Source organism: Pseudoalteromonas holothuriae (genome assembly GCF_945859825.1).
GTDB lineage: Bacteria > Pseudomonadota > Gammaproteobacteria > Enterobacterales > Alteromonadaceae > Pseudoalteromonas > Pseudoalteromonas holothuriae.
Map to the genome: position 1 here is coordinate 12,141 of NZ_CAMAPC010000023.1, position 23,044 is coordinate 35,184.

Here is a 23,044-nt window from a genome sequence, read left to right on the forward strand (position 1 = left end):
TACCGCCATTCATTAGTCACAGTGAACCCACTTTTTCACGGCTGCTGCCAATTCATCAGGGTTAAACTTTGCGATAAAATCATCAGCACCGACCTTTTGGATCATTGCCTGATTAAATACTCCACTCAAAGAAGTATGCAGGATAACATGCAATGGTGCCAATTTTGGATCTGCTTTTATTTCTGCAGTGAGCGTATATCCATCCATTTCTGGCATTTCAACATCAGAAATCAATAAGCCAACACGCTCAGTAATATTATTCTGGCAATCCATCTCAGCAATTTCACGCAACCTTAACAATGCTTCTTTGCCATTTTTAGCTAGCTCAGTTTGCACTCCCAGCGGCTCAAGCGCCCTTTTAACTTGATTTCGAGCAACAGCTGAATCATCAGCAATGAACACTATTCTCTCACCCAAGTCTTTTTGCATCTCACCATCAGAAACGATATCTTGGCTAACTTCTGTATTTACAGGACAAATCTCGTTGAGAATTTTCTCAACATCAAGAATTTCAACCAATTCATTTTCTATTTCTGTTACCGCAGTAAGATAGGAGTAACGACCAGCCCCCGATGGCGGTGGCATTATTTTCTCCCAATTCATATTAACGATACGCTCCACAGCACCAACCAAAAACCCCTGAACTGAGCGATTATACTCTGCGATAATTATAAAGCAGTTATGTATATCTTCAATTGCAGGACCCCCTACGGCGAGTGACATATCGATCACAGAAATAGTTTGCCCACGAATGTGTGCAACGCCCCTAACAAATGAGTTTGATTTAGGCATACTAGTTAGTGGCGGGCATTGCAGTACTTCACGTACTTTAAAAACGTTAATGCCAAAACGTTGTCGACCCTTAAGCCTGAATAGCAATAACTCTAGGCGGTTTTGCCCAACCAACTGAGTTCGTTGGTTTACTGAGTCTAAAATACCTGCCATTTCAATCTCCTACCTTTAATAATGCTTAACGGAACGATACTTGCAGACGTTAATGAAGAAACAATAACTCTTGAAGAGGTGTCACAATTAACGCAAAATCTTTATACCCTTTTTCACATGATAAGCATAGTCGAAACATCATGAGTTTGTTAAAAAAAACCAAAACTTCAGCGTTTTTCACCACAATGGTATACATTCTACTCAGTTGTGAAGTTTATGCCCAAGGTTTCAATAATCAAGCACTCGAGGAAACTGCTCGTTCATATATCTCAAGTCTAACAATCACTAAGCCCGACTCTAATTTGCAAATTTATGCAATACCCTTAGATTCGAGACTTGCCACACGCCAATGTAAAACGCCACTGGACGTATCGACTAATGCCACACCACCATTTAATCGACAAGTTACTGTACAACTTAAATGTGACGACTTATCTGGTTGGACTCAATATGTACATATTCGCATAGAAGAATTATTCCCAGTGATTGTAAGTAAAGAAATGATCAGCAAAGGAGAGCTTTTAACTGAGCAACACTTGAAACTTGAATATCGACCTAAGCACTTTGTGAGGTCATCTTATATTGAAGATTTTAATTTATTGATTGGTAGCCGAAGTAAGCGTACTCTAAGAGAAGGTATGCCCATAGGTATGAATCAAATTTGTATGGTTTGCAAAGGCGATATTGTGAACATCTATGCTAAAACACCGACCTTGACTATAAAAACATCGGGTGTCGCATTGCAAGATGGTAACTTAGGTGAACAAATTCGGGTTAAAAATCAAAAGTCTGGAAAGATAGTGTCAGGAAGAGTAAAAGATGTTGATTCTGTTGAGGTGAATATCTAAAATTTTTGCTAAAGTTATAGTCACAGTCGCCGATATATTAGGCAAGAAACTTTATTTGGGTCATGGTCATGGTAAATAACGTAAAAGGTCAATCGCAAACAAACAGCGCGCTTAATAATATTAAGCAGCAAAAGGCTGAGTTGCAAAAAAATGATGTCAATGTGAATAGCGCACCTTCTAAAGCGCCACAAAAAGCTGCTGCAGATTCTGTAAGCTTGACACCGCAAGCGCGTCAACTTAAAAATTTACAGGACAAAGCTCAAGAAGCGCCAGCCTTTAATAGCGATAAAGTCGCTGAACTTAAAAAAGCCATTAGCGAAGGCAAATATCAAGTTGACGCTGAAAAGTTAGCAAAGAATATTGCCGCATTTGAGTTTGATATGTATGGATGATCAGCTTAACCTTTGTGTCCATAAGCTAGACAAACAGCTCACTCATTTATCAACTTTGACCCAGTTGCTAGATAGTGAGCTTGAATCTTTGGCTGCAAGAAAAGGTGATGGACTCAAAGATTTAGCAAGAGAAAAGCTAACGCTACTTAATAACATTCAAAAGCTAGATAAAGAGATATCTGGCTTTGATAAGTACTTATTTGAACAAGAAAAAGCTAAAGTAATTACTGCAAAGATAGAAAACCTGCTGATTGAATGTAAACAAAAAAATGAAGTCAATGCTCAAGCTGCCCACCAAGCCAATCTCAGTATTAAAGACCTGAAGGAAATTTTAATTGGTGCTCCATCATCCGTAACATATAGCCAAGACGGTGCTGTTGTTTCTCAAAATAATGAACTAGTTAAAAACCTCAAAGCCTAATGTTTAAAGGCTCTATCTTTACAATTGCTCCGATTAAAGCCTCTCATAACGTGTTCAATCGGCACTTAATAATAAGTAACTCGCTTAATTTTTCTTGGCTTCGCTTGGCTTATATAAAGGTCGTGAACACGCTTCATATCTAACTCAAGCTCTGTAACATATGTATCACCTGCAGCATAGCTTTTCACAACTTTAGCGCCACGGATAACCCCTCTCACTTGACTTTTTAAGCCATCATTTTGGGCAACAGCACCTTTAACTGTCATACTAGATGTGACGCTCTGACCATATACTTGCTCCGTTAGTTCACGGTATGCTTCAAGTTTTGAGACCTTAACTGCCATTAACATTTTCTGTGAACTGCTTATACCAGGCTGCGCACTCAATGGTGCATACCCAATTGCTTTTAACACAGGGTAGTTATCTGGTTTTACATACTCGTATTCAATGTGCTTATCAAATAAACTACTACAGCCACTTATAAAACACAAAAGCACCACTATACTAATAAGGCCGATTCGGTTTCTTTGCTTTTCGATATTCATGGTTGATCACCTCACAAGATTAATAGTATTTATTTATGCACAATTCTTGCCATAAATTGTGGTACATGATTTGCTTCTAACTCAGTATAATATTTTTGAGGCGCTAATTATGATTAAGGCTACCACTTTACTTGCACTTATTTGTATCAGTACTGCTGTCAAAGCAGAATGGTATGAAGTTGTTGGTTATGCAAGTACTCAAGGTCGCGATGTTGCTCAAGCAAGACAAGCAGCCGTCAAAGACGCTATAACACAAGCTCTTATTTTTTCTGGCGCAACCGTAAGTAGTGTGCAAAGCGTGGCTGATGGCATATTAAGCCAAGATGAGCTAAAAATTCAATCTCATGGTGAAATACAGCAAGTCAACTTAGTAAGTGAAAGTAAGGAGCAGGACCAATACAGTGTTACTCTACACCTCGATATTTATACAACGCAGGGTAAGTGCCTTGAACAGCAATTCAATAAACAGATAGCCATTACTCAAAGCCAATTGACACAACCACACCAAGCTCGTATGGGTCAAATATTTGACATCGCTAAATCTACATCTCAGAGGCTGTTTAATACCTTGAATGAGCGGACAAATACTATAAAACCAATTCCATACCTTAATATCTCAATAAACGTAACAGAGTACTTCTCTCAGCAATTTAATTATAATCCTTTACTAATCGAAACAATCGCAATGAACAGTAATAGCCAATATGTTTTATTAAGCCAGATCACTGATATTGCTGATACAGATAAACTAAACAGTGAATATGCTTTTTGGCAAGATGATAAATACGCAAGAAGCTTTAAAATCGACTTTGCTTTGTATGATGCACTGACCTATGAAAGAGTCTGGCAGCAGCACTATGCCACACAAGGTGTTTGGCCTTTTGAAAAAACCAAATTAATCGATGTGCACAGTGAAAAGTTTTGGAACTCTCATTATGCTCAAGAGATCCAGGAAGTATTTAATAAAGTCAGCCAAGATATGAATGCAGCTGTTTCTTGTATCCCGACTAAGGGAAAAATCTTATATTTAGATAACGATCAGGTAGTGATTAACCTTGGAAAAGCCCATGGGTTGGAAACTGGTAAGATACTGTCCATCATGCATCAGAGCAACATCATTACCAGTAAAGGTTCTGTGATAAATTCCACAATGCAAACTATAGAGCAAGTAAAAATCATTAACGTAAATATGCAAAGCGCGACAGCAGTTAATTTAAATTCACGCCCGTTAAGTAATATACAGCTCAATGACATAGTTCAAATCAAAGTGAAAAGTGCAGAAAGTTTTTTACTTGATAATTAAGCTTATATCTAGGGATAAGCTGCACTGGCCCGTTAAGCGCAGCTAAATTTCCTTGAATAAATTTTATTCTAAATATTTATTTTCAATCACTGAACTACTTATCTTACAACCCCTTTAAGGTTTCACTGACTTAATAAATTTTGAGCGCCAAGTAAGCGCTTTAGAACAGTAAGAGCAGACAAAAATTTTGACTTGATAAAAGTGAATCTTAATATTAATTTAAAGAAGTGTATAAAGTAGGTATGTTGGCGGCCCCTGCAGGAATCGAACCTGCAACTATCCCTTAGGAGGGGACTGTTATATCCATTTAACTAAGGGGCCACTACGGCTGAAATTATAGCCGTAGGTTCTATTACATTTCAATACTTTTTTATAAAAGTCAGCCACTTAATCTAAGTCGCATAACATTGCTCATCTTACCCCTGACAATGCAATATCTGCATTATGTAAGACGTATGTAGGTACAATTTTACGTGTGCTTGCCACCACTTGTTTAGAATCAATATCAATAACACGCGCATTGACTTCTACACCAGTACTCCTGTAAATCATGGTACCAGAAAGCACATGACTGGCGATTTTTTTACTTGTCAGTGCTTTAGATCTTCTGGAAAAAGAAAAATCTCCGCCTTTTGTCACCGACACTGACTGAGTCGCCTTAAAGTCCACTACACCATAACCAAATTTTTGTAGTTGGTGAATGAAGGTTTCAGCAAGCTGATTACCAAGCTGGTTTGTGGTACGTAAATTATTATCAAAGTCTACAAAAGAAGTGACCGCGATATTTACCTCTTGCTCAGAATACAAATTATCTACAAGATCCAAAGCCATTTGTTCAACATAATTAGCCAACTGTAAGTTATGTATTACGGGACTAAACCGACGTGAATTTGGCAAGCTCTGTAGCTCATCCGCTTGCTGTTGTTCATGGGCTTCATGATAGAGCACATCAATTTGACTCGGTGCTACCTGTTGCTGTGCAATTGGCGCTTGAGTATTATTTAATAGTTGGCAACCACCTAAGGTTAACGCCGTTACTATCAACAGATAATTTTGCTGCTTCATTTTACACCTCAATTACTGGTTTTTTTCAGTAAAATGCCATCCGTTCTATAACTATTACCCAAAGCATCAACAACTTGCTGAGGGATAAAACCCTGTGCGGAACCGACCACGGCTTTACTATTAATACCTACGATTCGAGCATTAACTAATACACCACCTTGATGATTGACTAACGTGCCAGCTAAAACATATTGAAAGCTATGTGTTTCATTAAGCTCCAAATAGTCACGACTAAAAACAAAATCGCCTTGTGGAGTCACTCGCATGTAGTCTGTAGTTTTAAAATCAATCACAGAAACACCAAATTTATGTAATTCATGCATAAAGCTTTCTGATAGTTGGTTACCTAACAAGGTCCCCTGATCATATTCATCATCTAAATAGACAAAACTTGATACTGCCAAAGGTGTTTTTGCATTCACATACTGCAAGTTTTCTACTAAATCTTGCATTATTCCACGCACATAATGGTTGATGTTCTTGCGGCTCACATTCGCTCTTTGGCTGACTAAATTTGGCATTGCATTACGAGACTGAAATACCTCCTTTGAAGTATTGGGTGCTATAACGCCACGTTGTGCATTATTATTACCCTGAACTTGTTGGCTCTGAGAACCAAAGTTGTCCAGCATGTTTGCACAGCCAACGCTTAATGGTAATAGCAAAAGATACAAATAATTCTTCATTGTATGTTCCTCATCAATATTCACTGCGATAGATCAACCCATCGCGTTGCTGTATTTTTTCATCTGACCACATCACGTTCACTGGAATTTCAGTCGTCGCAGCAGAAACAACTCGTCCACTTTGCGTATCGATGAGTCTTGCGTTAACAATATAAGCATGTTGCTGCTGAGTTAAAGTGCCTGCCACTATAAAGTCAATACTCTGGCGCTCACGTAAATTATCAATATTTCGACTTAGCATACTATCTGCACTATCTAACAGCGACAGCTGATTTTCTAATCGATGTTCCACGATGTGATAACCCAATTGTGTAAATTGGGTCAATAGACTCTCTTGTATTTGTTGGCTTAAACCTGAAGCTTGTTGGGTTGCAAGTCCCTCTCCTAGACCTTCTGCCTTAAAAAAACTCATTACTGCAATGCGGGCATTACGCTTACGTACACCTGTTATGTTACTGAGCTGAACACTAAGATCACTAACATATTGATGCACAGTATAAGGTGCCATCTTTTTCTCGGGTGTAATATAAAGAGGGTGTTGCTTGTTTACATACCCTATGTTTTGGCACCCTGAAAGACCAATGCATAACAAAAATAGAACTAAGCGCATTTTTATTAAACCTAAACAAATAACTCTGTCTAAATAAATGCAAAAACCATACCTAAATATCAATTACAGTTTGGTTTTCGCCGTTTGGTCACTCGAAAGGCTAACAATACAGTTTATTGATTTTAGCTTAAGGTTGTTACATGCCTCTAGGGCCAACTTTTTATCTGAATAGCCACCAGCTTTTAAACGATAAAATGTCACATTATCTATTTGTGTCGTTTCAATATTCAAATTTTCACTTAATGTATCTGGCAACTTTGATTTCAAATTTGGAATTAAATTATCTAACCGACTCTTTTGTGTTACCGCGCTTAATTGTAATGCGTATTTAGGGGTCACTTTAGGTAGCGATGCTAATTTATCAGATGTCATTTGTGGCACATTTTCAATTTGCTTAGCGGCTGTTACTTTTATTACCTTTTTAAGAGAGTGATCGCTTGCATACGAACTTTTTCTGTCATTTCCACTATTAATTTGCTGTTTAACTAAGCTATCAAGCTGTGTTATTAAAATACTCAGGTCTTTCTCGATACGTAATAACCTTGCTATTCCATCTTTTGCCTCTTGCCACTGCCTGGCAGACTCTTGAAGTTGCTCCAACTGTGTTCTAGTCAATGTTACTTCTTGTTCTTCAGTATCTTTTGTACTCGTGCAGGCACTGCTGACACCGACAATAAATAGCATCATAGCGAACTGCCATATTTGGCAGTTAATTTTAAGCATCATTTATTCCTTCTTTAAATTAATACCGAATTAACGTATGCAAAACATTACACGTTAACCCCTGCTCTATTACCAGCTCACAGTCACGTTCAGCCTTTGCAACTGACTTTCCCGTATAGCTTAAGGCTAAGATGTATTTTTCTTGCTGCGAATCGTATATGTAAAAAGGCTGATAAGCATTTAACTTGTTTATTTTATTGCCTATCAAAACAAAGTAAGTTTTTAAAATGGGTAAAGATGAAAACGCACCTAAGCTTACTACCACACCATTCACTTTGCTTAGCGCTTGTAAAGACAGGTTAACTTCAGAAAGTACTTCCCCTTCATTCGGTAGTTCAACATGAACCCGCTGCTTTGCTTTAAGGCTTTTCTGCTTCATTTGAGATTGGTCGACTGTTGCTGTATATTCGCCTGGTTTCAAGCCTGTTAATAAGTAATAGCCATCATAAGCAGATTCTGTACTTGCAACTTCACTGCCTTTTTGATCTATCAACTTTACTTTGGCATACGGCAAAACTTTGCCATCGGCTAAATATACACTTCCTTCTACTTCACTTGAGTTTACTAATGGAAAGTCGATGTATTCGACATATCCAGCTCTTGGTGTTATAGAAACCCCCTCATGCGCAGGGATAATAAATGGCTCAGCTATACTCGTCTCATCCAGCACAATATCTGTTTTTCTATTTATTTGCATACTTGTCAATATAGCCACACCTTTGGCATTGGTAACAGCGTGCCGATAAGCTTGCGATGCATTTACTTTTACATCTTTTATTAGTGGCTCTGTAACATCAAATTCGCCATTATTATTCTCATCCAAAAAGACCCTCACAAGCGCGCTACCACTTTTAGCTAAGCTTCTGTGCGAAATAAAATAGTCGTTGCCTAATGTGTTATAACCCACACTAAATCGCCCAAACACTCCAAACTGCCAATCATCATCACTATCATAGGACATTGAGGTGTTGATACTTAACTTTTGATTTTGCCAATTTAAGGCTAACTTAGTAACATCTAAATCAGTATCTAAAGAGCTCGAGTAGGTAAGTTGTGCTTGTAAATTGGTTGCCACATTGGTATTAAATTGAGCAGAATAACCACTAATTTCTCTGTTAGGTTGCAATGTATAATCTACCGATAGTCGACTGTAAACCCGCCCAAATCGAGCTTGAAGCTGAGCGCTACCATCACTCGTTATTATGCCACTTGCACGTTGTCGCCATTGTATTTGATTGCCAAACCCATATCTTCCTAGCGTGTAGTTAAAGCCATTTTTTATTTCTTTATGATCTTCACCTACCTGCCTTTGTGAAATACCAATCGAATTTCTATAACTCAATCGCCCATATGCAACAGAAGATACATTCCCAGTGAAGTCTAAGCCAAGTAACGACTGAGTATTACTTTGTCTTAGCTGTGGAGCTATTATTTTATTGCGCTCAAAACGCTTATAGTGAAGTCTCATCGCTTGGTCGAAAATTTTGGCTCGAGTAATTAACTCAACCCGCGATTGAGACAAATCATCTTTCTCATAATTTAAATTAACCAAAAACCTATCTGCAAGTGTCATGTTAGTACCAAATGCCAAAATATTTTGTGGCCCCGAACCTTTGCTTGCTCTAACTGAAGTCGCACCATATACAGACATATTATCAGATACCCCGCGTTCATAACGACTGGACAGTAACCATCCAATTGGGGCAACTCTATACCGTTGACTATCTAAAGTACGATAACCTTGTTGCGTTACTGAGAGTTCATATACTCCCTCTCCCAGTTTTAGCGCATTGCCATCAACAAAATGCTGCTCAGTGCGCTTTTCAACTTGCCCTTGGGGACCATACAGAATGATGTCAAATTCATTTAATCCAATTAATAAATTTATATTTTCAAATAGATAACGACCATCATAGCTAGCCAAAACTTGCTCTACTAAAACGCCATTTTGATAAAGCTCTACATCCCAACCATTTTGCACATCACCTGTAATTGTAATCCGATTTTGATCAAGTAATCTGTGCAATGGCGCATTAGAGAGCTTTAGACCCCTTGCATATTGATTTTGATGAAGACTTCCCACCTGAGTTGCGACAATATCACCGACCTCAAACTGGGTGACATTGATACCTTTGAATAAATCGCCTTGAGCACTGTTGCGACTTAGCTTAACTCTAGATTGATTAAGCAAATCCGAAGATTTCCCTGCTAAAAAATACTCACTACGTAAATAGGCAAAATCATGGGAACCCAACACGGAGTAATAGCCTTTTTTGTCCGCTTTTGATTCACTATAACCAAGTTGCACATCAGCCAGTGGCGATGAAAAAAAGCGATAAGGACTCGCTTTCCATGGTTTAGTTGCGTAGCGGCTCTTAGCAAGCTTACTTGTTTGACGTTTACCTCTATCAAGCTTAGCCTCTATGGGTAGAACCTGATTAGAGCTTAACGACATTTCAAGCGCACGATAATCAACTTCCAAACTCAGCCCAAACCAAGACTCTAACGCCTTAAGGTCAACATATACTTCATCTTGTTCTAGGTGAATATCACCATTGGATAAAGTAATATTTTTTCCGTTAACTGCTACAGTTTGATTTAGTACATCAAAATAAAATTCATTCTCTGTATCTATAAACCAGCCTTCAAACTCACTCTCATTTTTTACAATTGCAAAATCTAGACTGTCGAAGAAGCTCGTTAACTCAAGCCATGACCCTGATTTATGCTTGACACCTACCACCTCTCCTAAGTAGTTATTTTCTAAATATAAAGAAAGAAAAAGCATTTCACCTTCAGGAATACTACTGTGAGTATCTTTCAGATTAGGTGCTAATTGCGATGCCACTAACTTATTGTCAATTTGCTTTAAAACACTCAGAATATTTGAGTAATTGTTTACCGTTGCGCTTGCATGGCTACTTAATAAAATCATGGTAAATGCAACAAGCAGTTCTTGATTGCGAGCTTGCATAGATAATAGCCGCTATTGATGTTTTAATGTTATTGAGTGCTGCGCAAACACATGACCAACATACTCTTTTCCACCCACATAACGGACCTTTAGCTCCCCTGCTTGTGTAAATCTAAAACCATCTATGGTGCTCAAATGCACTTTAGCTTCAGCCAATTCTGGATAAATACTAAAATTAGATAACACTGCAACCCGTTGCTGCTTTTGACTATTTTCAGGGGTAAATAGCACTTCTAGTAGCCCAAAAGTACTCTGCTTACCGGTTCTGAGCATTTTTAATTCCAGCATATCTGGCTGCACTACTCTTACATCAGCAATACGTACTTTAGGTATTGATTTATTAGCCCTATAAATTACAGGAATTGAATAACTCATTACCATATTTAGGGTGATCCCTAACTGTTTTTCTGAATAATTTTTCTCATTTGGGAGCGCTTTAAAACGCAAGTGAGAACGATATTCTAGCTCAGCTAAATCACGAGGTTTTCTTAGCGCAAGTTTGACGACCTGGCGCTCCCCTGGGGCCAATGAGATTTGGCTTGGACTCATACGCATCATCGGACTAAGTGAAGTGCTGGTTAAATCAGGTAATGACTCATATCCGCCTTCAGACTTTGCCTTTTTCTCTTGCCACTGCAAACGATACATTTTCCGCTCAGAAGAGTTATTGATAACATACACTTTCGCTGTTCGCGTACGTTCATCAAACACAATACGGGTGGGAGATATGAGTAAATTGGCTGACGCGCTAAAACTACTTGCCACAGTTAAAAAGAATGATAAAAAAATAAATAAGTAAGGTGTATGCATTATTCTCATGCTTATTAATAGTCCACGCTTATTTCAAGCACACAAGAGTATTGACCATCATAATAGGGACGCCCATTTGCGGACGTTTTGAGCATTGCCCCAATAGATAGCTCAAGCTCTCCATGCTGATCAGTAATCTGTGATTGCCTATACAACAGCTTTTCAACGATAAAGTGCTGATTATCTAAGTTATTATTTAATCTAGCTTGGCTAACATTATCAGATATATACACGCGGCTGTTTGGTTGTAAGGAGTCTACAATAAGTAAAGCTGGGTGGCCTCTTGTGTGCGTGTACAGTCCACTGGTGACAACTCGACCATCATGAAACACACTAATAGACGACTCTTGATTGTTTTGCACAATAACTAAAGTGCCAAAATCAAGAGGCTCAATTACCTGTGCAAAAGTACTAATTGAGCCAAATAGTAAACCTGACAACTGCCATTTGAACATTTTAAAAAGCCAAGTGGAATTTAGTAATCTACCTCGAGATTAAACGTGCCTGAGTATTCACCATCAACATAATCAGTAGTTGTACCGTCAGTGCTATTGTTACTAGTATTTAATGTTGCGCCAAGAAGAAACTCAATTTTACCTTCTGCATCAGCACGCAAAGTATTACCAGTTACAGCCCCTGCGCTGGTGCCCACTCTGACAAAGTAAGTAAAGTCACTAAGCTTAAACTTTGCGTCAGAGTCTTGGCTTCCTCCTGCAACGAGATCCGTCTCTGTCGGGTTAGTAATCGTCAGGCTGGCATACTGTGGTAACCCCTCAATGCTAAATTCTGCTGCACTGCCCTCTTCTCCTAATATAGCGATAACGGCACCTGTACCTGTGGTATCTGTCGTTGCCTGCGCATCTGGGTCTGATGGAATAACTAAGCTTGCAATATCAGCATTCGTCGTATCTGCTTTTGCACGGATCGTTCCAAAGCTCAAGTCTTTACCTTTGGTCATGTTAAAGGTGTTTTGTACATTTACAGTGGCAGAAAACTGCTGCGTTTTTGCTAATGCTGGTGCGCTAAGAATACCAATTGATATAAAAGATGAAATGATAAATATATTGTTTTTCATTATATTTCCTTAAATTAATTTGGCCATCCATTGAAAAGTGTGGCCCCCACTTGGGTATCGTCAAATTATCCCGATACTTTACACTTTTGTTCCTAATTTTGTAAAATACTATTTCACACAAATCACTTACTCTATAAGCACTTGGCATGACTGCGACATGGCTTGCAGTATATAACACACTTTTTCAGCATCTCTTTTATAACTAAAAGGCCCTGCTAAAGCTCGATAATATTCTATATTCCCTTTGGTAAAACCACTGACTTGATAAGTCATCACTGTAGCGAGTTTAGGATGACGTTTTTTAAACTGCGCTAAATAAGAATCAGCCCGTGATTTTTGTATAAATATTGCTAATTGTACGAAAGGTTGCGGTTGTGAGTCACTCTCTTTATCTGCAACAGCATGAGTAACTCGATGTAAATCCCCTCTCAGTTCAGAGGGCAGCGATTCTAAATCGGCTTGCGATGCGACTAGTCTTATTAGTAGTGCTAAATCACTTTCCATCTCACTAAGGCGAGTGATACTGTCTTGGCTGTTCTGCCATTGCGTTAAATAAGGCTCTACTTCGGCTTTAGTGACAAATTGCGTGTCTTTACTCCTGTTGTGATCTACCAAAGAACAAGAAACATTTAACAAGCCGACTAGTAAAGGTAAAACGAATTTTTTGGTATCTAACATCTTCACGCTCCCTTTGTATTTCAAATGAGCAATATTCCTTATGTGTTTAAAAGCAAAAAAAGTGCCATTAAGACACTTTAATTTACAGTTAAAATTTATAGCAATCCACTAGTTACATTTTGACACGGTTAGTATTAAAGCAAAGATTTAATATGCGCTTTCAAATCGCTACTGAATTCACTACGCCTTAATGCATATTCAACATTAGCCTGTAAATAGCCTAATTTACTACCGCAATCATGACTTTTACCTTTCATTGCATAAGCCTGAACTTTCTCTTGCTCCATTAGCATTGCGATAGCATCAGTTAGCTGAATCTCGCCACCTGCGCCCAAAGGAGTTTTAGCAAGCAGTGGCCATATTTCTTTACTCAATACATAACGCCCTACCACCGCCAAATCAGACGGTGCATCTTCAATCGCGGGCTTTTCAACCAAAGTGTACAAATCCGTACTTTCCCCTGCTGTTAACGTCACATCACCAATATCGGCAATCCCAAACTTGTCAACATCTTGATGCGCTACAGGCTCGACCATGATTTGGCTTTGACCTTGCTGTGTAAATCGCTGGATCATTTGTGCCAAGTTGTCTTTTGATAAATCACTGGCCGCTTCATCAATTAATACATCGGGTAACATAACCACAAACGGCGCATCACCAATAATCGGTCTGGCACAGTTGATTGCATGCCCTAAGCCTTTAGCTTCACCTTGACGAACATGAATAATGGTCACGTCTTTTGGGCAAATAGCCTGAACTTCTTCTAATAACTGGCGCTTCACACGCTTTTCCAAGGTCGCTTCAAGTTCAAAACTAGTATCAAAATGATTTTCTATGGAGTTTTTACTGGAATGCGTCACAAGTACAATTTCTTTTACCCCTGCTGCAACCGCCTCGTTAACAACATATTGAATAAGAGGCTTATCAACGATAGGCAGCATTTCTTTTGGAATTGCTTTAGTTGCAGGCAACATGCGCGTGCCTAAACCGGCAACTGGAATAACGGCTTTCATTTTCTCTCCTAAATAGCCACAGGTGCTTTAATATGTGGGTGAGCTTGATACCCTTCAAGCACAAAATCTTCAAAAGTAAAAGCAAATATATCTTTTACATTGGGGTTTATGTTCATCGTTGGTTTTGCAAACGGCGTTCGAGATAACTGTTCTTCCACTTGCTCCAGATGATTCAAATACAAATGCGCATCGCCAAAGGTATGAATAAACTCACCGGGTTGTAAATCACAGACCTGTGCCACCATCAATGTCAGTAGCGCATAACTGGCTATATTAAAAGGCACGCCTAAGAAAATATCGCCACTACGCTGGTATAATTGACAAGAGAGCTTGCCATCTAAAACATAAAATTGAAATAAAGTATGACATGGAGGTAAGGCTTGCTTACCCATGGCAGCATTTTCTTTTGGTGTATACTGCGTATCGGGTAATAATGCGGGGTTCCAAGCACTAACAATAAGACGCCGCGAGTCTGGATTGCTTTTTATTTGTTCAACCAAGTCTTTTATCTGATCAACCACTTGCCCAGTATCACCGGTCCAAGAGCGCCATTGCTTGCCATAAACTGGGCCCAGTTCACCTTCATCAGTTGCCCATTCATCCCAAATTTTCACGCCATTTTCTTGCAAGTAAGCAATATTTGTTTCGCCTTTCAAGAACCATAGTAATTCGTGAATAATCGAGCGCAAATGACATTTTTTCGTTGTTACTAATGGAAAACCTTCTTGCAAGTCAAAGCGCATTTGATAACCAAATACACTCAGCGTGCCTGTGCCAGTACGGTCTTCTTTTTTGGTGCCATGCTCTTTTACATAGCGCATCAAATCTAGGTATTGTTTCATAATGACTATCTTATTTATTTTTTATTGACTCTGGCTGTACTTTGTATGCCCACACCATCAGTGCAGCGCCGGCAATTACCATAGGCAATGACAATATTTGCCCTTGAGAAATCATGCCTGCATACAAGCCAATATGCGCATCAGGCTCTCTGAAATACTCTATCACAAAGCGAAATACACCATAACCGAGCAAGAATAAGCCTGCTATGCTTCCCGCTGGTCTTGGTTTTTTAGCGAACCAGACAAGCATAATAAATAATACTAAGCCTTCAAAAAGCGCTTCATACAATTGCGATGGATGTCTTGGTAATGGTCCACCTGTCGGAAATACAAACGCCCAAGGTACGTCGGTCGTTCGACCCCAAAGCTCACCATTAATAAAGTTACCTATTCTTCCCGCCATAAGGCCAACTGGCACCAGAGGTACAACAAAGTCACCAACGGAAACAATTGACTTTTTGGTTCGTAACGCAAATACAATGATGGCTGTGATCACACCCAATGCACCACCATGAAAAGACATACCACCTTGGTCAATTCTAAATAAATATAATGGATTCTCTATAAAATATGAAAACTGATAAAACAACACATAACCAATTCTTCCACCTAAGATCACACCTAACATGCTGTAAAACAGCAAATCACTAACTTGCTCTTTGGTCCAGCCTGAGTTGGGCTTTTCGGCTTGCCTATTTGCCATCCACATAGCAAACAAAAAACCAATTAAATACATCACGCCGTACCAACGCACGCTCAATGGCCCTATTGAAAATATAATGGGGTCAATCTGTGGAAACTGCAAAGCCATCGCTTTCCCTTAACTAATGATCATGTGAGTGGCGATGACTAACAGCAACGCCGCGAAAATTTTCTTGATTGTCGAAACCGGTAAAAACTGAGTCGACTTAGCACCTACTGGTGCCATAAACCAAGACGTTAATACAATACCAAACAATGCTGGCAAATAGATAAAGCCAGCAAAACCTTGTAAAATAGTATAATGAGCACTTCCTGATGTAATATATCCCAACGAACCAAATAAGGCGATGACAATGCCACAAGCCGATGCACACCCAATTGCCTTTCTAATATCTAAAGAAAAGTAACTAAGCAAAGGTACAATTAAAGCACCACCCCCTATTCCTATCATCGCTGATAAGCCACCCATCATAGTCGTTAACATTGATAAAACCGGTCTACTCGGAAGCTGCCGTATAGGTGCGGCCTTTTTAGAGCTACTATAGAGCATTCTAATTGCTATCAATACCACACTGGTAGCAAATATACCCCGTATAATTGGTTCAGGCAGTAGTGCAGCTAAAAAGCCACTGATTAAAGCACCCACGGCAACCCCTCCCATTACAAAAGGAGCAATATCCCATGGCACATTACCATTTCGATGATGTGCTAATGCAGACGAAGTGGAGGTAAATAAAATGGATGCTAAAGATGTAGCAATAGCCACTAAAACTATTTGTGACTCTGGAACAATATTAAAATAACGTAAAATACCGGATAAAACGGGGACAATTACCAGCCCGCCACCGATTCCCAGTAGCCCTGCAAGAAAACCAACAACGCTTCCAAGTAATGCGCAACCGACTATCAGCAAGATAACGTCGCTCATAAATCAATATCTCTTATATTTTAAGCGCGTAATGGTAACGCATTCTTTGCGGCTGTGCATCTTTACTATCCGGGTTAGTTTGACTGGTAGAGTAGTTCGCTGAAATTATGTTCAATCATAAAGTTACGTAATAAACGGTGTACTTGTTTAGCGCAGGCTTGCGCTAAACATTCTTCAAGCAGCACTTCCATACTACTTACATGTAAACGTCTTAGTACCCACTTAACTTTACTTAAAGAGGAAATATTCATACTGAGTCGTCGATAGCCCATAGCCACCAATAAAATCGCCCCTTCTGGCTCACCGCCTAACTCACCACATAAACTAAAGGGCAGTTCAAAGTTTTGACAACTTTGGGCAATACTATTAAGCACGCGAAGTACACTAGGATGATAGGGGTCAAATAAATCCGCAACTTGTGCATTATTTCTATCAACGGCTAATAAGTACTGTGTTAGATCATTACTCCCCACTGAACAGAAGTCGACTTTTTTTGACCATTCGGGCAATAAAAACACACTTGAAGGAACCTCTAACATCACTCCAATCTCTGGCTTATCGATCAATAGAAACTGATCAGCCCACTCTTCTTGTAACTCAAAATATGCTTGCTCTAGTAAAGCTAAAGAGTCATCGACTTCTTCTGTATGACTGACCATAGGTAACATAATGCGCAAGTTACCTAATCCTGCATTAGCTTTAATCATGGCTTTTAATTGATCGAGAAATAGCTCCGGGTGATCTAACGATACTCGGATACCACGCCAACCCAAAAAAGGGTTCTCTTCTTTAATATCGAAGTAATCTAAAACTTTATCACCGCCTATATCCAAGGTGCGCATCACCACAGGCTCTGGGTGGTAGCGTGTTAAAACTTCGCGATACCATTGCTCTTGTTCGCTCTGTGATGGGAAGCGTCCTTTTTGCATAAACCACGCTTCGGTGCGATACAAACCGACCCCATCGCAATACTTTGAAGTTAATGATTCAGTGCTCAAATCAAGCCCTGCGTTAAGAAGTAAACTCACTCTCTCACCATCAAGAGTTATAGGTGGAAGCGCATATTCTGCTTCAAATTTATCATGCAGCAGTCCCTCCTGATAACGTATTTGCTCATATTCATGACGCAATACGTTCGAAGGCGAAATATATAGCCGCCCCGCATAACCATCTAAGATAATATCTTTATTTTCTAGTTGCAAAAGGGGTATATCTTCTATACCCCAAATTGCCGGAATACCCATTGCTCTCGTTAAAATCGATGCGTGAGAATTAGCTGCGCCTTGCACACTCACAACGCCTTTTAACTTATCTTTGGGTATTTCTGCGAGCATAGTTGGTGTCAGAGTGTGTGTTATTAATACGGTATCATCGGGATATGTCTTCACAGCATGCTCAGTACTAACTAAGTGGTGTAACACCCTTAAACCAATATCTTTAACATCAACAGCACGCTCTTTAATATAGGGGTCTTGCATCGCATTAAATTGCTTAAGCAAGCTTTCAATCACATGCTTTAAGGCACTTTTAGCATTCCACCCTAATTTTAACTGAGCATCTACTTGTTGGCCCAAGCTTTGCGCATCTAACAATTGTTGATACACTTCAAAAACTGCCAATGCCTCTTTGGGTATCGTGTCACTAAGGGTATTCGCTAGAAGGTGAAATTCCTGTCGAGTTGTGGCGACAGCCTGCAAAAATAACTGCCTTTGCTGCTCAATATGGGTTGATTTTTGTGGTTCGATACTATCAAAACTGAGTTTGGGAAGTACCACAAACGCTTGACCGATTGCGATCCCCGGTGCACCAGATACACCTTTTAATACGGATGTATGGTGCGCGCTTGCTTCTTGCAGCAAAACATTTTGAATTTCAGCATGTGCTAGTTGAGATGCAAGTTGAGCCGACAAAGTAATAAGAAATGACTCTTCATCGTGACTAAATACCCGAGCCATTTTTTGCTGCACCACAATAACGCCAAGCACTTTGCGCTGGTGAACCACTGGCACAGATAAGAATGCATTATAGCCCTCTTCATTCACTTCCGGTGATAGTTTAAAACGAGGGTGAGACTGCGCATGAGCAATATTGATTGGCTCTTCTCTTTGAGCCACCAGCCCCACTAAGCCCTCTGTAAAGCCCACTCTAAATTGACCAATAGCGTTTGGATTTAAGCCATCACTGGCCATGAGTACAAAGTTATCTTGGCTATAGTCTGCAAAGTAAATGGAGCAACATTCAGTATTCATGGCCTGTTTGACCAAAATTACAAATTGCGTCAAAGCATCATCAAGATTTGCTTGTTGTGAAACCGATTCAACAATTGAGCGCAACGTTGCTAACACTGTTAACTCCTTTTATCGGCGGTGCCGCCAATTAGATGACTCTCTGCCCTGAGGCTCTTTTCTATTAAAGGGCATTGCAAACGGTGCAAACTCTTTCATCACACGCCGATATACATCTCTTTTAAAAGATACTACTTGCCTAACTGGATACCAATAGCTGACCCATCGCCAATCATCAAATTCAGGGTGATGTGTATGCAACAAATCTACATCTTCATCTTTACACCTAAGCTTCAGCAAAAACCATTTTTGCTTTTGGCCAATACACACTGGACTTGAATCTCTACGGATCAACCGCTTTGGTAATTTATAACGTAACCAGTGCTTAGAACTGGCAACAATTTCTACATCTTCTTGCTTTAAACCCACTTCCTCATACAGTTCTCTATACATCGTTTGCTCAGGAGTCTCCCCCTCATCAACGCCACCTTGTGGAAACTGCCAAGAATGCTGTCCAAAACGCCGAGCCCAAAATACTTGACCTTGATTATTACAGATCACTATTCCGACATTGGCACGAAAACCTTCGGCATCAATCACCTTAGTGCCTCTTTTATAAGTCGATTTTTAATGATTGTTCCACAACTTCTGGCACACAGCAAATATTATTCCTGCTTTTACTCAAGTTACTCACAGCTTGTACATAATATTTTATAACTACGCTTAATTTACAAACAAATCCACAATTAACCGACATATACAGTACTTTCTCCACAGAAACTGTGGATAATTATGTTCATATTGTTGTATTTATCCAAGCCCTCCTATTTTTTACAGGTTGCACCTCTCAACTAAGAATAGAAAATTTCTTTTATTTCAATACAATAAAGAAAAGCACTGTATATTTATGCGGTGATTAAACAAACAAAAACAAATTAGATTAAAAATCGCACAGCCATTTAACTTGAATTTCTATATATTACGAATTTTAGTTACAATGCCTGTTCCATAATCTGGCTATTATTACTTATCATGATTAAACCCTCTCCTCCCCAAACGATCGCAGAATTGATGCAGCGTGTTGAAGCTATTTCAGGTCTTACACTGGGCGACCTGGCAACTCAATATCAATTTAAAAGCCCCGAGCACTTATTACGTGAAAAGGGGTGGCCTGGGCAGCTCTTAGAGTATGTGCTAGGTGCAAGCGCAGGCTCAAAACCTGTACCTGACTTTGAATTATTAGGAATTGAACTAAAATCGCTACCTATTGATTATGCAGGTAAACCTCTAGAGACAACCTATGTCTCTGTTGTCCCACTTACTAACTTAACAGGCATCAGATGGGCAAACAGTACCGTAAAAAAGAAGCTCAACCATGTACTATGGCTGCCAGTACTGGCTGAACGAGATATCTTGCCAGTTGACCGCACTATTGGCAGTGGTTTTTTATGGCAGCCATCATCAGCTCAACAAGCTGCACTACAAAGGGATTGGGAAGAACAAATTGAACTCATCGCGTTGGGTCGTGTAGATGAAATTTCGGGGCATTTAGGGCAAGTTATGCAAATCAGGCCTAAAGCGGCTAATAGTAGAGTAACCACTGATGCCATAGGACCTGCAGGCAAGATTATAAAAACATTACCAAGAGGGTTTTACTTAAAAACTAACTTTACACAAAGTATCCTCATGCAAGAGTTTAAAGCATAATTCTATTATTAATATGACCAAATCGAGCTTCTAAGCCAGTAAGGTTTGTCTCTAAACCACAGTGTGCACACCCATTTTTCACCTTGAAGAACAGGCAACCCAGCATGAACTGAATTTGGGTCTAACTGGCTATTCTCAACACTAAAAAACTGAATTAACTGACCAGCTTTAGCGATAACGTCAATATTCCACTTCTTGAAACTCGTTTCTCCACCGTCAAAATTATCGGTTAAATTAAGTATTGTTGTGGCGATACGCTGGCCAAAAAACGCCAATTCTTTACGTATTTCAGGATTTGAAGGCACAATATAATCGCAATGCCATTTATATTGTTGCCCATCACGATAACGATAAAACACCGGAGGCTCAGCAAAAGGCAGCTGTGCTAAATTGTGCATACACATTAATCTTTGACATACTGATAAAAGCATATTACTTGAGAGAATATCAGCAATAAACTGCTCATTATCCCTGACATTATTGCGCTTTTCACGGCTTTCGATGCGCCCGTACAGCTCTACGGGGTCCAATCTGGATTGCGCATAAGTGACTAACTTTTCAGCTAAGTTACTCTGTAGCTTACTCATATGAAGCGTCACCTTGTCATTCATCAAGCACTCATAGCTTTGTTGCTCAACTAAACTTTTCCAAATTGGTGCAATGCTATCTAATTCTTTTTGTTGAGCTGCTAAGGGGGACCGTGTGATTATTTCAGTCAACGTATTTCGCTGCTGTGATGATACTTCAGATTGGATAGGCCAAAGGGCTAGCAGTTCGGTATATACATCCAGTGCATGTTTTTTTGCCACTAACAAAACAATGGCGATTTCTTGAATATTAATTGAACTCGATATGGCATGGCACAACCATTGTTGCGCAAATTCTTTACTCTTTAGAGCTTCATCCAGCACTTCTCGCTGACTAGGGAGTTGACGTTGATGTTTTGCATCTAATAATTCAAAAATTCGGCTGTTATGCATCGTTATTTTTATATTTTTTAGCGATTAATAAGCACATATTACCATTTACAGATACTCAATGGACACTACCTTGGTTTATTTTGAGCAAAAAAATACCGCTAGATTAACGCTCAGCGGTATTTAAAGCATTTAATTATTGTTCAGAAATTACTGACCTTTAATTTCTGAGCGACCTTTATACGCTGCTTTCTCACCCAAAGCTTCTTCGATGCGAAGTAGTTGGTTATATTTAGCAACACGGTCTGAGCGACACAGTGATCCTGTCTTGATTTGACCCGCAGCTGTACCCACTGCTAAATCAGCAATTGTTGCGTCTTCAGTTTCACCCGAGCGGTGCGAGATAACAGCAGTAAAGCCAGCATCATGCGCCATCTTAATCGCATCTAAAGTTTCTGACAGTGAACCAATTTGGTTAAACTTAATTAAAATTGAGTTACCAATATTCTCATCGATACCGCGTTTAAGAATCTTCGTGTTAGTTACAAATAAATCATCACCAACTAGCTGCACTTTGTCGCCAATTTTATCTGTTAGTACTTTCCAGCCTGCCCAATCACTTTCATCTAAACCATCTTCAATTGATACAATTGGGTATCGAGCAGCAAGGTCAGCTAAGAAATCAGCAAAGCCTGCTGAGTCATATGCTTTACCTTCGCCTTTAAGGTCGTACTTACCATCAACGTAAAACTCAGATGCCGCACAATCTAAAGCAAGTGTAATATCTTTGTTTAGCTCATAGCCTGCGTCACTTACTGCTTGAGCAATAACTTCTAACGCTTCTTCATTAGATTTTAAATCTGGTGCAAATCCACCTTCATCACCTACCGCTGTGTTTAAGCCACGAGCATTAAGGACTTTTTTCAAGCTATGGAAAATTTCAGCACCCATACGTAATGCTTCACGGAAGCTCTTAGCACCCACAGGCTGAACCATAAACTCTTGAATATCAACGTTGTTATCTGCATGCTCACCACCGTTGATAATATTCATCATCGGCACAGGCATTGAATACTGGCCTGATGTACCGTTGATGTCTGCAATATGCTCATACAATGCAACACCTTTATCTTCTGCTGCTGCTTTTGCATTAGCAAGTGATACAGCTAAAATCGCATTTGCACCTAGTTTTTCTTTGTTCTCAGTGCCATCTAAATCGATCATAACTTGGTCAACAGCGCGTTGATTCAAAGCATCTTTGCCCTCAAGTGCTTGAGCAATATCAGCGTTAATGAAATTAACAGCAGTTAAAACACCTTTACCTAAGTAGCGAGATTTGTCGCCATCACGTAGTTCAAGTGCTTCGCGAGTTCCTGTTGATGCACCAGATGGTGCACATGCACGACCCCATGCGCCTGAAGCTAGATGAACGTCCGCTTCAACCGTCGGGTTACCACGTGAGTCCATAACTTCACGGCCAATCACTTTTACGATTTTTGACATCTTGATTCCTCTTATTCCCAAAGTGGTGAGTGTAATGTTTGTGTACTTATAAATAAGTACTGGTTTTCATTT

General features: G+C 39.5%; 24 protein-coding genes and 1 tRNA gene. 5 read left to right on the top strand and 20 right to left on the bottom strand.

Features of this window, described 5'->3' with window-relative positions:
* Nucleotides 1-12: 12 nt before the first annotated feature.
* On the bottom strand, nucleotides 13-945 hold the full coding sequence (locus OCI93_RS18860) for a chemotaxis protein (protein ID WP_261594795.1): 933 nt from the start codon (nucleotides 943-945) through the stop codon (nucleotides 13-15).
* A gap of 140 nt (nucleotides 946-1,085) precedes the next feature.
* On the opposite strand from OCI93_RS18860, the gene flgA reads away from it, so the two are divergent.
* The 3 genes from flgA (at nucleotide 1,086) to flgN (ending at nucleotide 2,606) form a co-directional block, all read left to right on the top strand.
* Entirely contained in the window at nucleotides 1,086-1,793 is a 708-nt protein-coding gene (gene flgA, locus OCI93_RS18865) for a flagellar basal body P-ring formation chaperone FlgA (RefSeq protein WP_261594796.1), read from the top strand.
* A 68-nt stretch (nucleotides 1,794-1,861) separates the two neighbouring features.
* Nucleotides 1,862-2,185: a flagellar biosynthesis anti-sigma factor FlgM gene (gene flgM / locus OCI93_RS18870; RefSeq protein WP_261594797.1), complete on the top strand. Its 324-nt coding sequence runs from the start codon at nucleotides 1,862-1,864 to the stop codon at nucleotides 2,183-2,185.
* Nucleotides 2,178-2,606, top strand: coding sequence for a flagellar protein FlgN (gene flgN, locus OCI93_RS18875; protein WP_261594798.1), 429 nt, complete (start codon nucleotides 2,178-2,180; stop codon nucleotides 2,604-2,606). Before flgM ends, flgN begins: the two co-directional genes overlap by 8 nt.
* 65 nt (nucleotides 2,607-2,671) lie before the next feature.
* On the opposite strand, the gene OCI93_RS18880 is transcribed toward flgN, so the two are convergent.
* Complete coding sequence (locus tag OCI93_RS18880) at nucleotides 2,672-3,151, bottom strand: LPP20 family lipoprotein (protein ID WP_261594799.1); 480 nt, start codon at nucleotides 3,149-3,151, stop codon at nucleotides 2,672-2,674.
* A gap of 109 nt (nucleotides 3,152-3,260) precedes the next feature.
* Between OCI93_RS18880 and OCI93_RS18885 the strand changes: the two genes are divergently transcribed.
* Nucleotides 3,261-4,454: a flagellar assembly protein FlgT gene (locus OCI93_RS18885; protein WP_261627046.1), complete on the top strand. Its 1,194-nt coding sequence runs from the start codon at nucleotides 3,261-3,263 to the stop codon at nucleotides 4,452-4,454.
* 246 nt (nucleotides 4,455-4,700) lie between these two features.
* On the opposite strand, the gene OCI93_RS18890 is transcribed toward OCI93_RS18885, so the two are convergent.
* The 16 genes from OCI93_RS18890 to rppH all read right to left on the bottom strand — a co-directional run bounded on the left by OCI93_RS18890 (nucleotide 4,701) and on the right by rppH (nucleotide 19,445).
* A tRNA-Arg gene (locus OCI93_RS18890) sits at nucleotides 4,701-4,775 on the bottom strand.
* A gap of 90 nt (nucleotides 4,776-4,865) precedes the next feature.
* Entirely contained in the window at nucleotides 4,866-5,519 is a 654-nt protein-coding gene (locus OCI93_RS18895; RefSeq protein WP_261594801.1) for a FlgO family outer membrane protein, read from the bottom strand.
* Between the two features lie 8 nt (nucleotides 5,520-5,527).
* A complete protein-coding gene (locus tag OCI93_RS18900; protein ID WP_261594802.1) occupies nucleotides 5,528-6,205 on the bottom strand; it encodes a FlgO family outer membrane protein in 678 nt (225 codons plus the stop codon).
* 13 nt (nucleotides 6,206-6,218) lie between these two features.
* Nucleotides 6,219-6,815, bottom strand: coding sequence for a FlgO family outer membrane protein (locus OCI93_RS18905; RefSeq protein ID WP_261594804.1), 597 nt, complete (start codon nucleotides 6,813-6,815; stop codon nucleotides 6,219-6,221).
* A gap of 63 nt (nucleotides 6,816-6,878) precedes the next feature.
* Nucleotides 6,879-7,541, bottom strand: coding sequence for an SPOR domain-containing protein (locus OCI93_RS18910; RefSeq protein ID WP_261594805.1), 663 nt, complete (start codon nucleotides 7,539-7,541; stop codon nucleotides 6,879-6,881).
* Nucleotides 7,542-7,557: 16 nt separating this feature from the next.
* Complete coding sequence (locus OCI93_RS18915; RefSeq protein ID WP_261594806.1) at nucleotides 7,558-10,512, bottom strand: carboxypeptidase regulatory-like domain-containing protein; 2,955 nt, start codon at nucleotides 10,510-10,512, stop codon at nucleotides 7,558-7,560.
* A gap of 12 nt (nucleotides 10,513-10,524) precedes the next feature.
* Complete coding sequence (locus tag OCI93_RS18920; RefSeq protein ID WP_261594807.1) at nucleotides 10,525-11,322, bottom strand: fimbrial biogenesis chaperone; 798 nt, start codon at nucleotides 11,320-11,322, stop codon at nucleotides 10,525-10,527.
* Between the two features lie 14 nt (nucleotides 11,323-11,336).
* Nucleotides 11,337-11,777, bottom strand: coding sequence for a DUF4402 domain-containing protein (locus OCI93_RS18925; RefSeq protein WP_261627047.1), 441 nt, complete (start codon nucleotides 11,775-11,777; stop codon nucleotides 11,337-11,339).
* A gap of 20 nt (nucleotides 11,778-11,797) precedes the next feature.
* A complete protein-coding gene (locus OCI93_RS18930; RefSeq protein WP_261594809.1) occupies nucleotides 11,798-12,397 on the bottom strand; it encodes a DUF4402 domain-containing protein in 600 nt (199 codons plus the stop codon).
* A 126-nt stretch (nucleotides 12,398-12,523) separates the two neighbouring features.
* On the bottom strand, nucleotides 12,524-13,075 hold the full coding sequence (locus tag OCI93_RS18935; protein ID WP_261627049.1) for an SPOR domain-containing protein: 552 nt from the start codon (nucleotides 13,073-13,075) through the stop codon (nucleotides 12,524-12,526).
* 134 nt (nucleotides 13,076-13,209) lie between these two features.
* A complete protein-coding gene (gene galU, locus OCI93_RS18940) occupies nucleotides 13,210-14,088 on the bottom strand; it encodes a UTP--glucose-1-phosphate uridylyltransferase GalU (RefSeq protein WP_261594811.1) in 879 nt (292 codons plus the stop codon).
* A gap of 8 nt (nucleotides 14,089-14,096) precedes the next feature.
* Entirely contained in the window at nucleotides 14,097-14,930 is an 834-nt protein-coding gene (locus OCI93_RS18945; protein WP_261627051.1) for a thymidylate synthase, read from the bottom strand.
* A 10-nt stretch (nucleotides 14,931-14,940) separates the two neighbouring features.
* Nucleotides 14,941-15,741, bottom strand: a complete 801-nt coding sequence (lgt, locus tag OCI93_RS18950) for a prolipoprotein diacylglyceryl transferase (protein WP_261594814.1) — start codon at nucleotides 15,739-15,741, stop codon at nucleotides 14,941-14,943.
* Nucleotides 15,742-15,750: 9 nt separating this feature from the next.
* Entirely contained in the window at nucleotides 15,751-16,560 is an 810-nt protein-coding gene (locus OCI93_RS18955) for a sulfite exporter TauE/SafE family protein (protein ID WP_261627052.1), read from the bottom strand.
* A 74-nt stretch (nucleotides 16,561-16,634) separates the two neighbouring features.
* Entirely contained in the window at nucleotides 16,635-18,905 is a 2,271-nt protein-coding gene (ptsP, locus tag OCI93_RS18960) for a phosphoenolpyruvate--protein phosphotransferase (RefSeq protein ID WP_261627054.1), read from the bottom strand.
* 12 nt (nucleotides 18,906-18,917) lie between these two features.
* Nucleotides 18,918-19,445, bottom strand: coding sequence for an RNA pyrophosphohydrolase (gene rppH / locus OCI93_RS18965; RefSeq protein ID WP_261594817.1), 528 nt, complete (start codon nucleotides 19,443-19,445; stop codon nucleotides 18,918-18,920).
* A 432-nt stretch (nucleotides 19,446-19,877) separates the two neighbouring features.
* Here rppH and mutH point away from each other — a divergent pair, with 432 nt between their 5' ends.
* Nucleotides 19,878-20,552 (top strand): DNA mismatch repair endonuclease MutH, encoded by a 675-nt coding sequence (gene mutH / locus OCI93_RS18970; protein ID WP_410007651.1) that lies wholly within the window; start codon nucleotides 19,878-19,880, stop codon nucleotides 20,550-20,552.
* Nucleotides 20,553-20,560: 8 nt separating this feature from the next.
* On the opposite strand, the gene OCI93_RS18975 is transcribed toward mutH, so the two are convergent.
* Entirely contained in the window at nucleotides 20,561-21,532 is a 972-nt protein-coding gene (locus OCI93_RS18975) for a prolyl hydroxylase family protein (RefSeq protein WP_261594818.1), read from the bottom strand.
* A 147-nt stretch (nucleotides 21,533-21,679) separates the two neighbouring features.
* Nucleotides 21,680-22,972 (bottom strand): phosphopyruvate hydratase, encoded by a 1,293-nt coding sequence (gene eno, locus OCI93_RS18980; protein ID WP_261594819.1) that lies wholly within the window; start codon nucleotides 22,970-22,972, stop codon nucleotides 21,680-21,682.
* Between the last annotated feature and the right edge of the window lie 72 nt (nucleotides 22,973-23,044).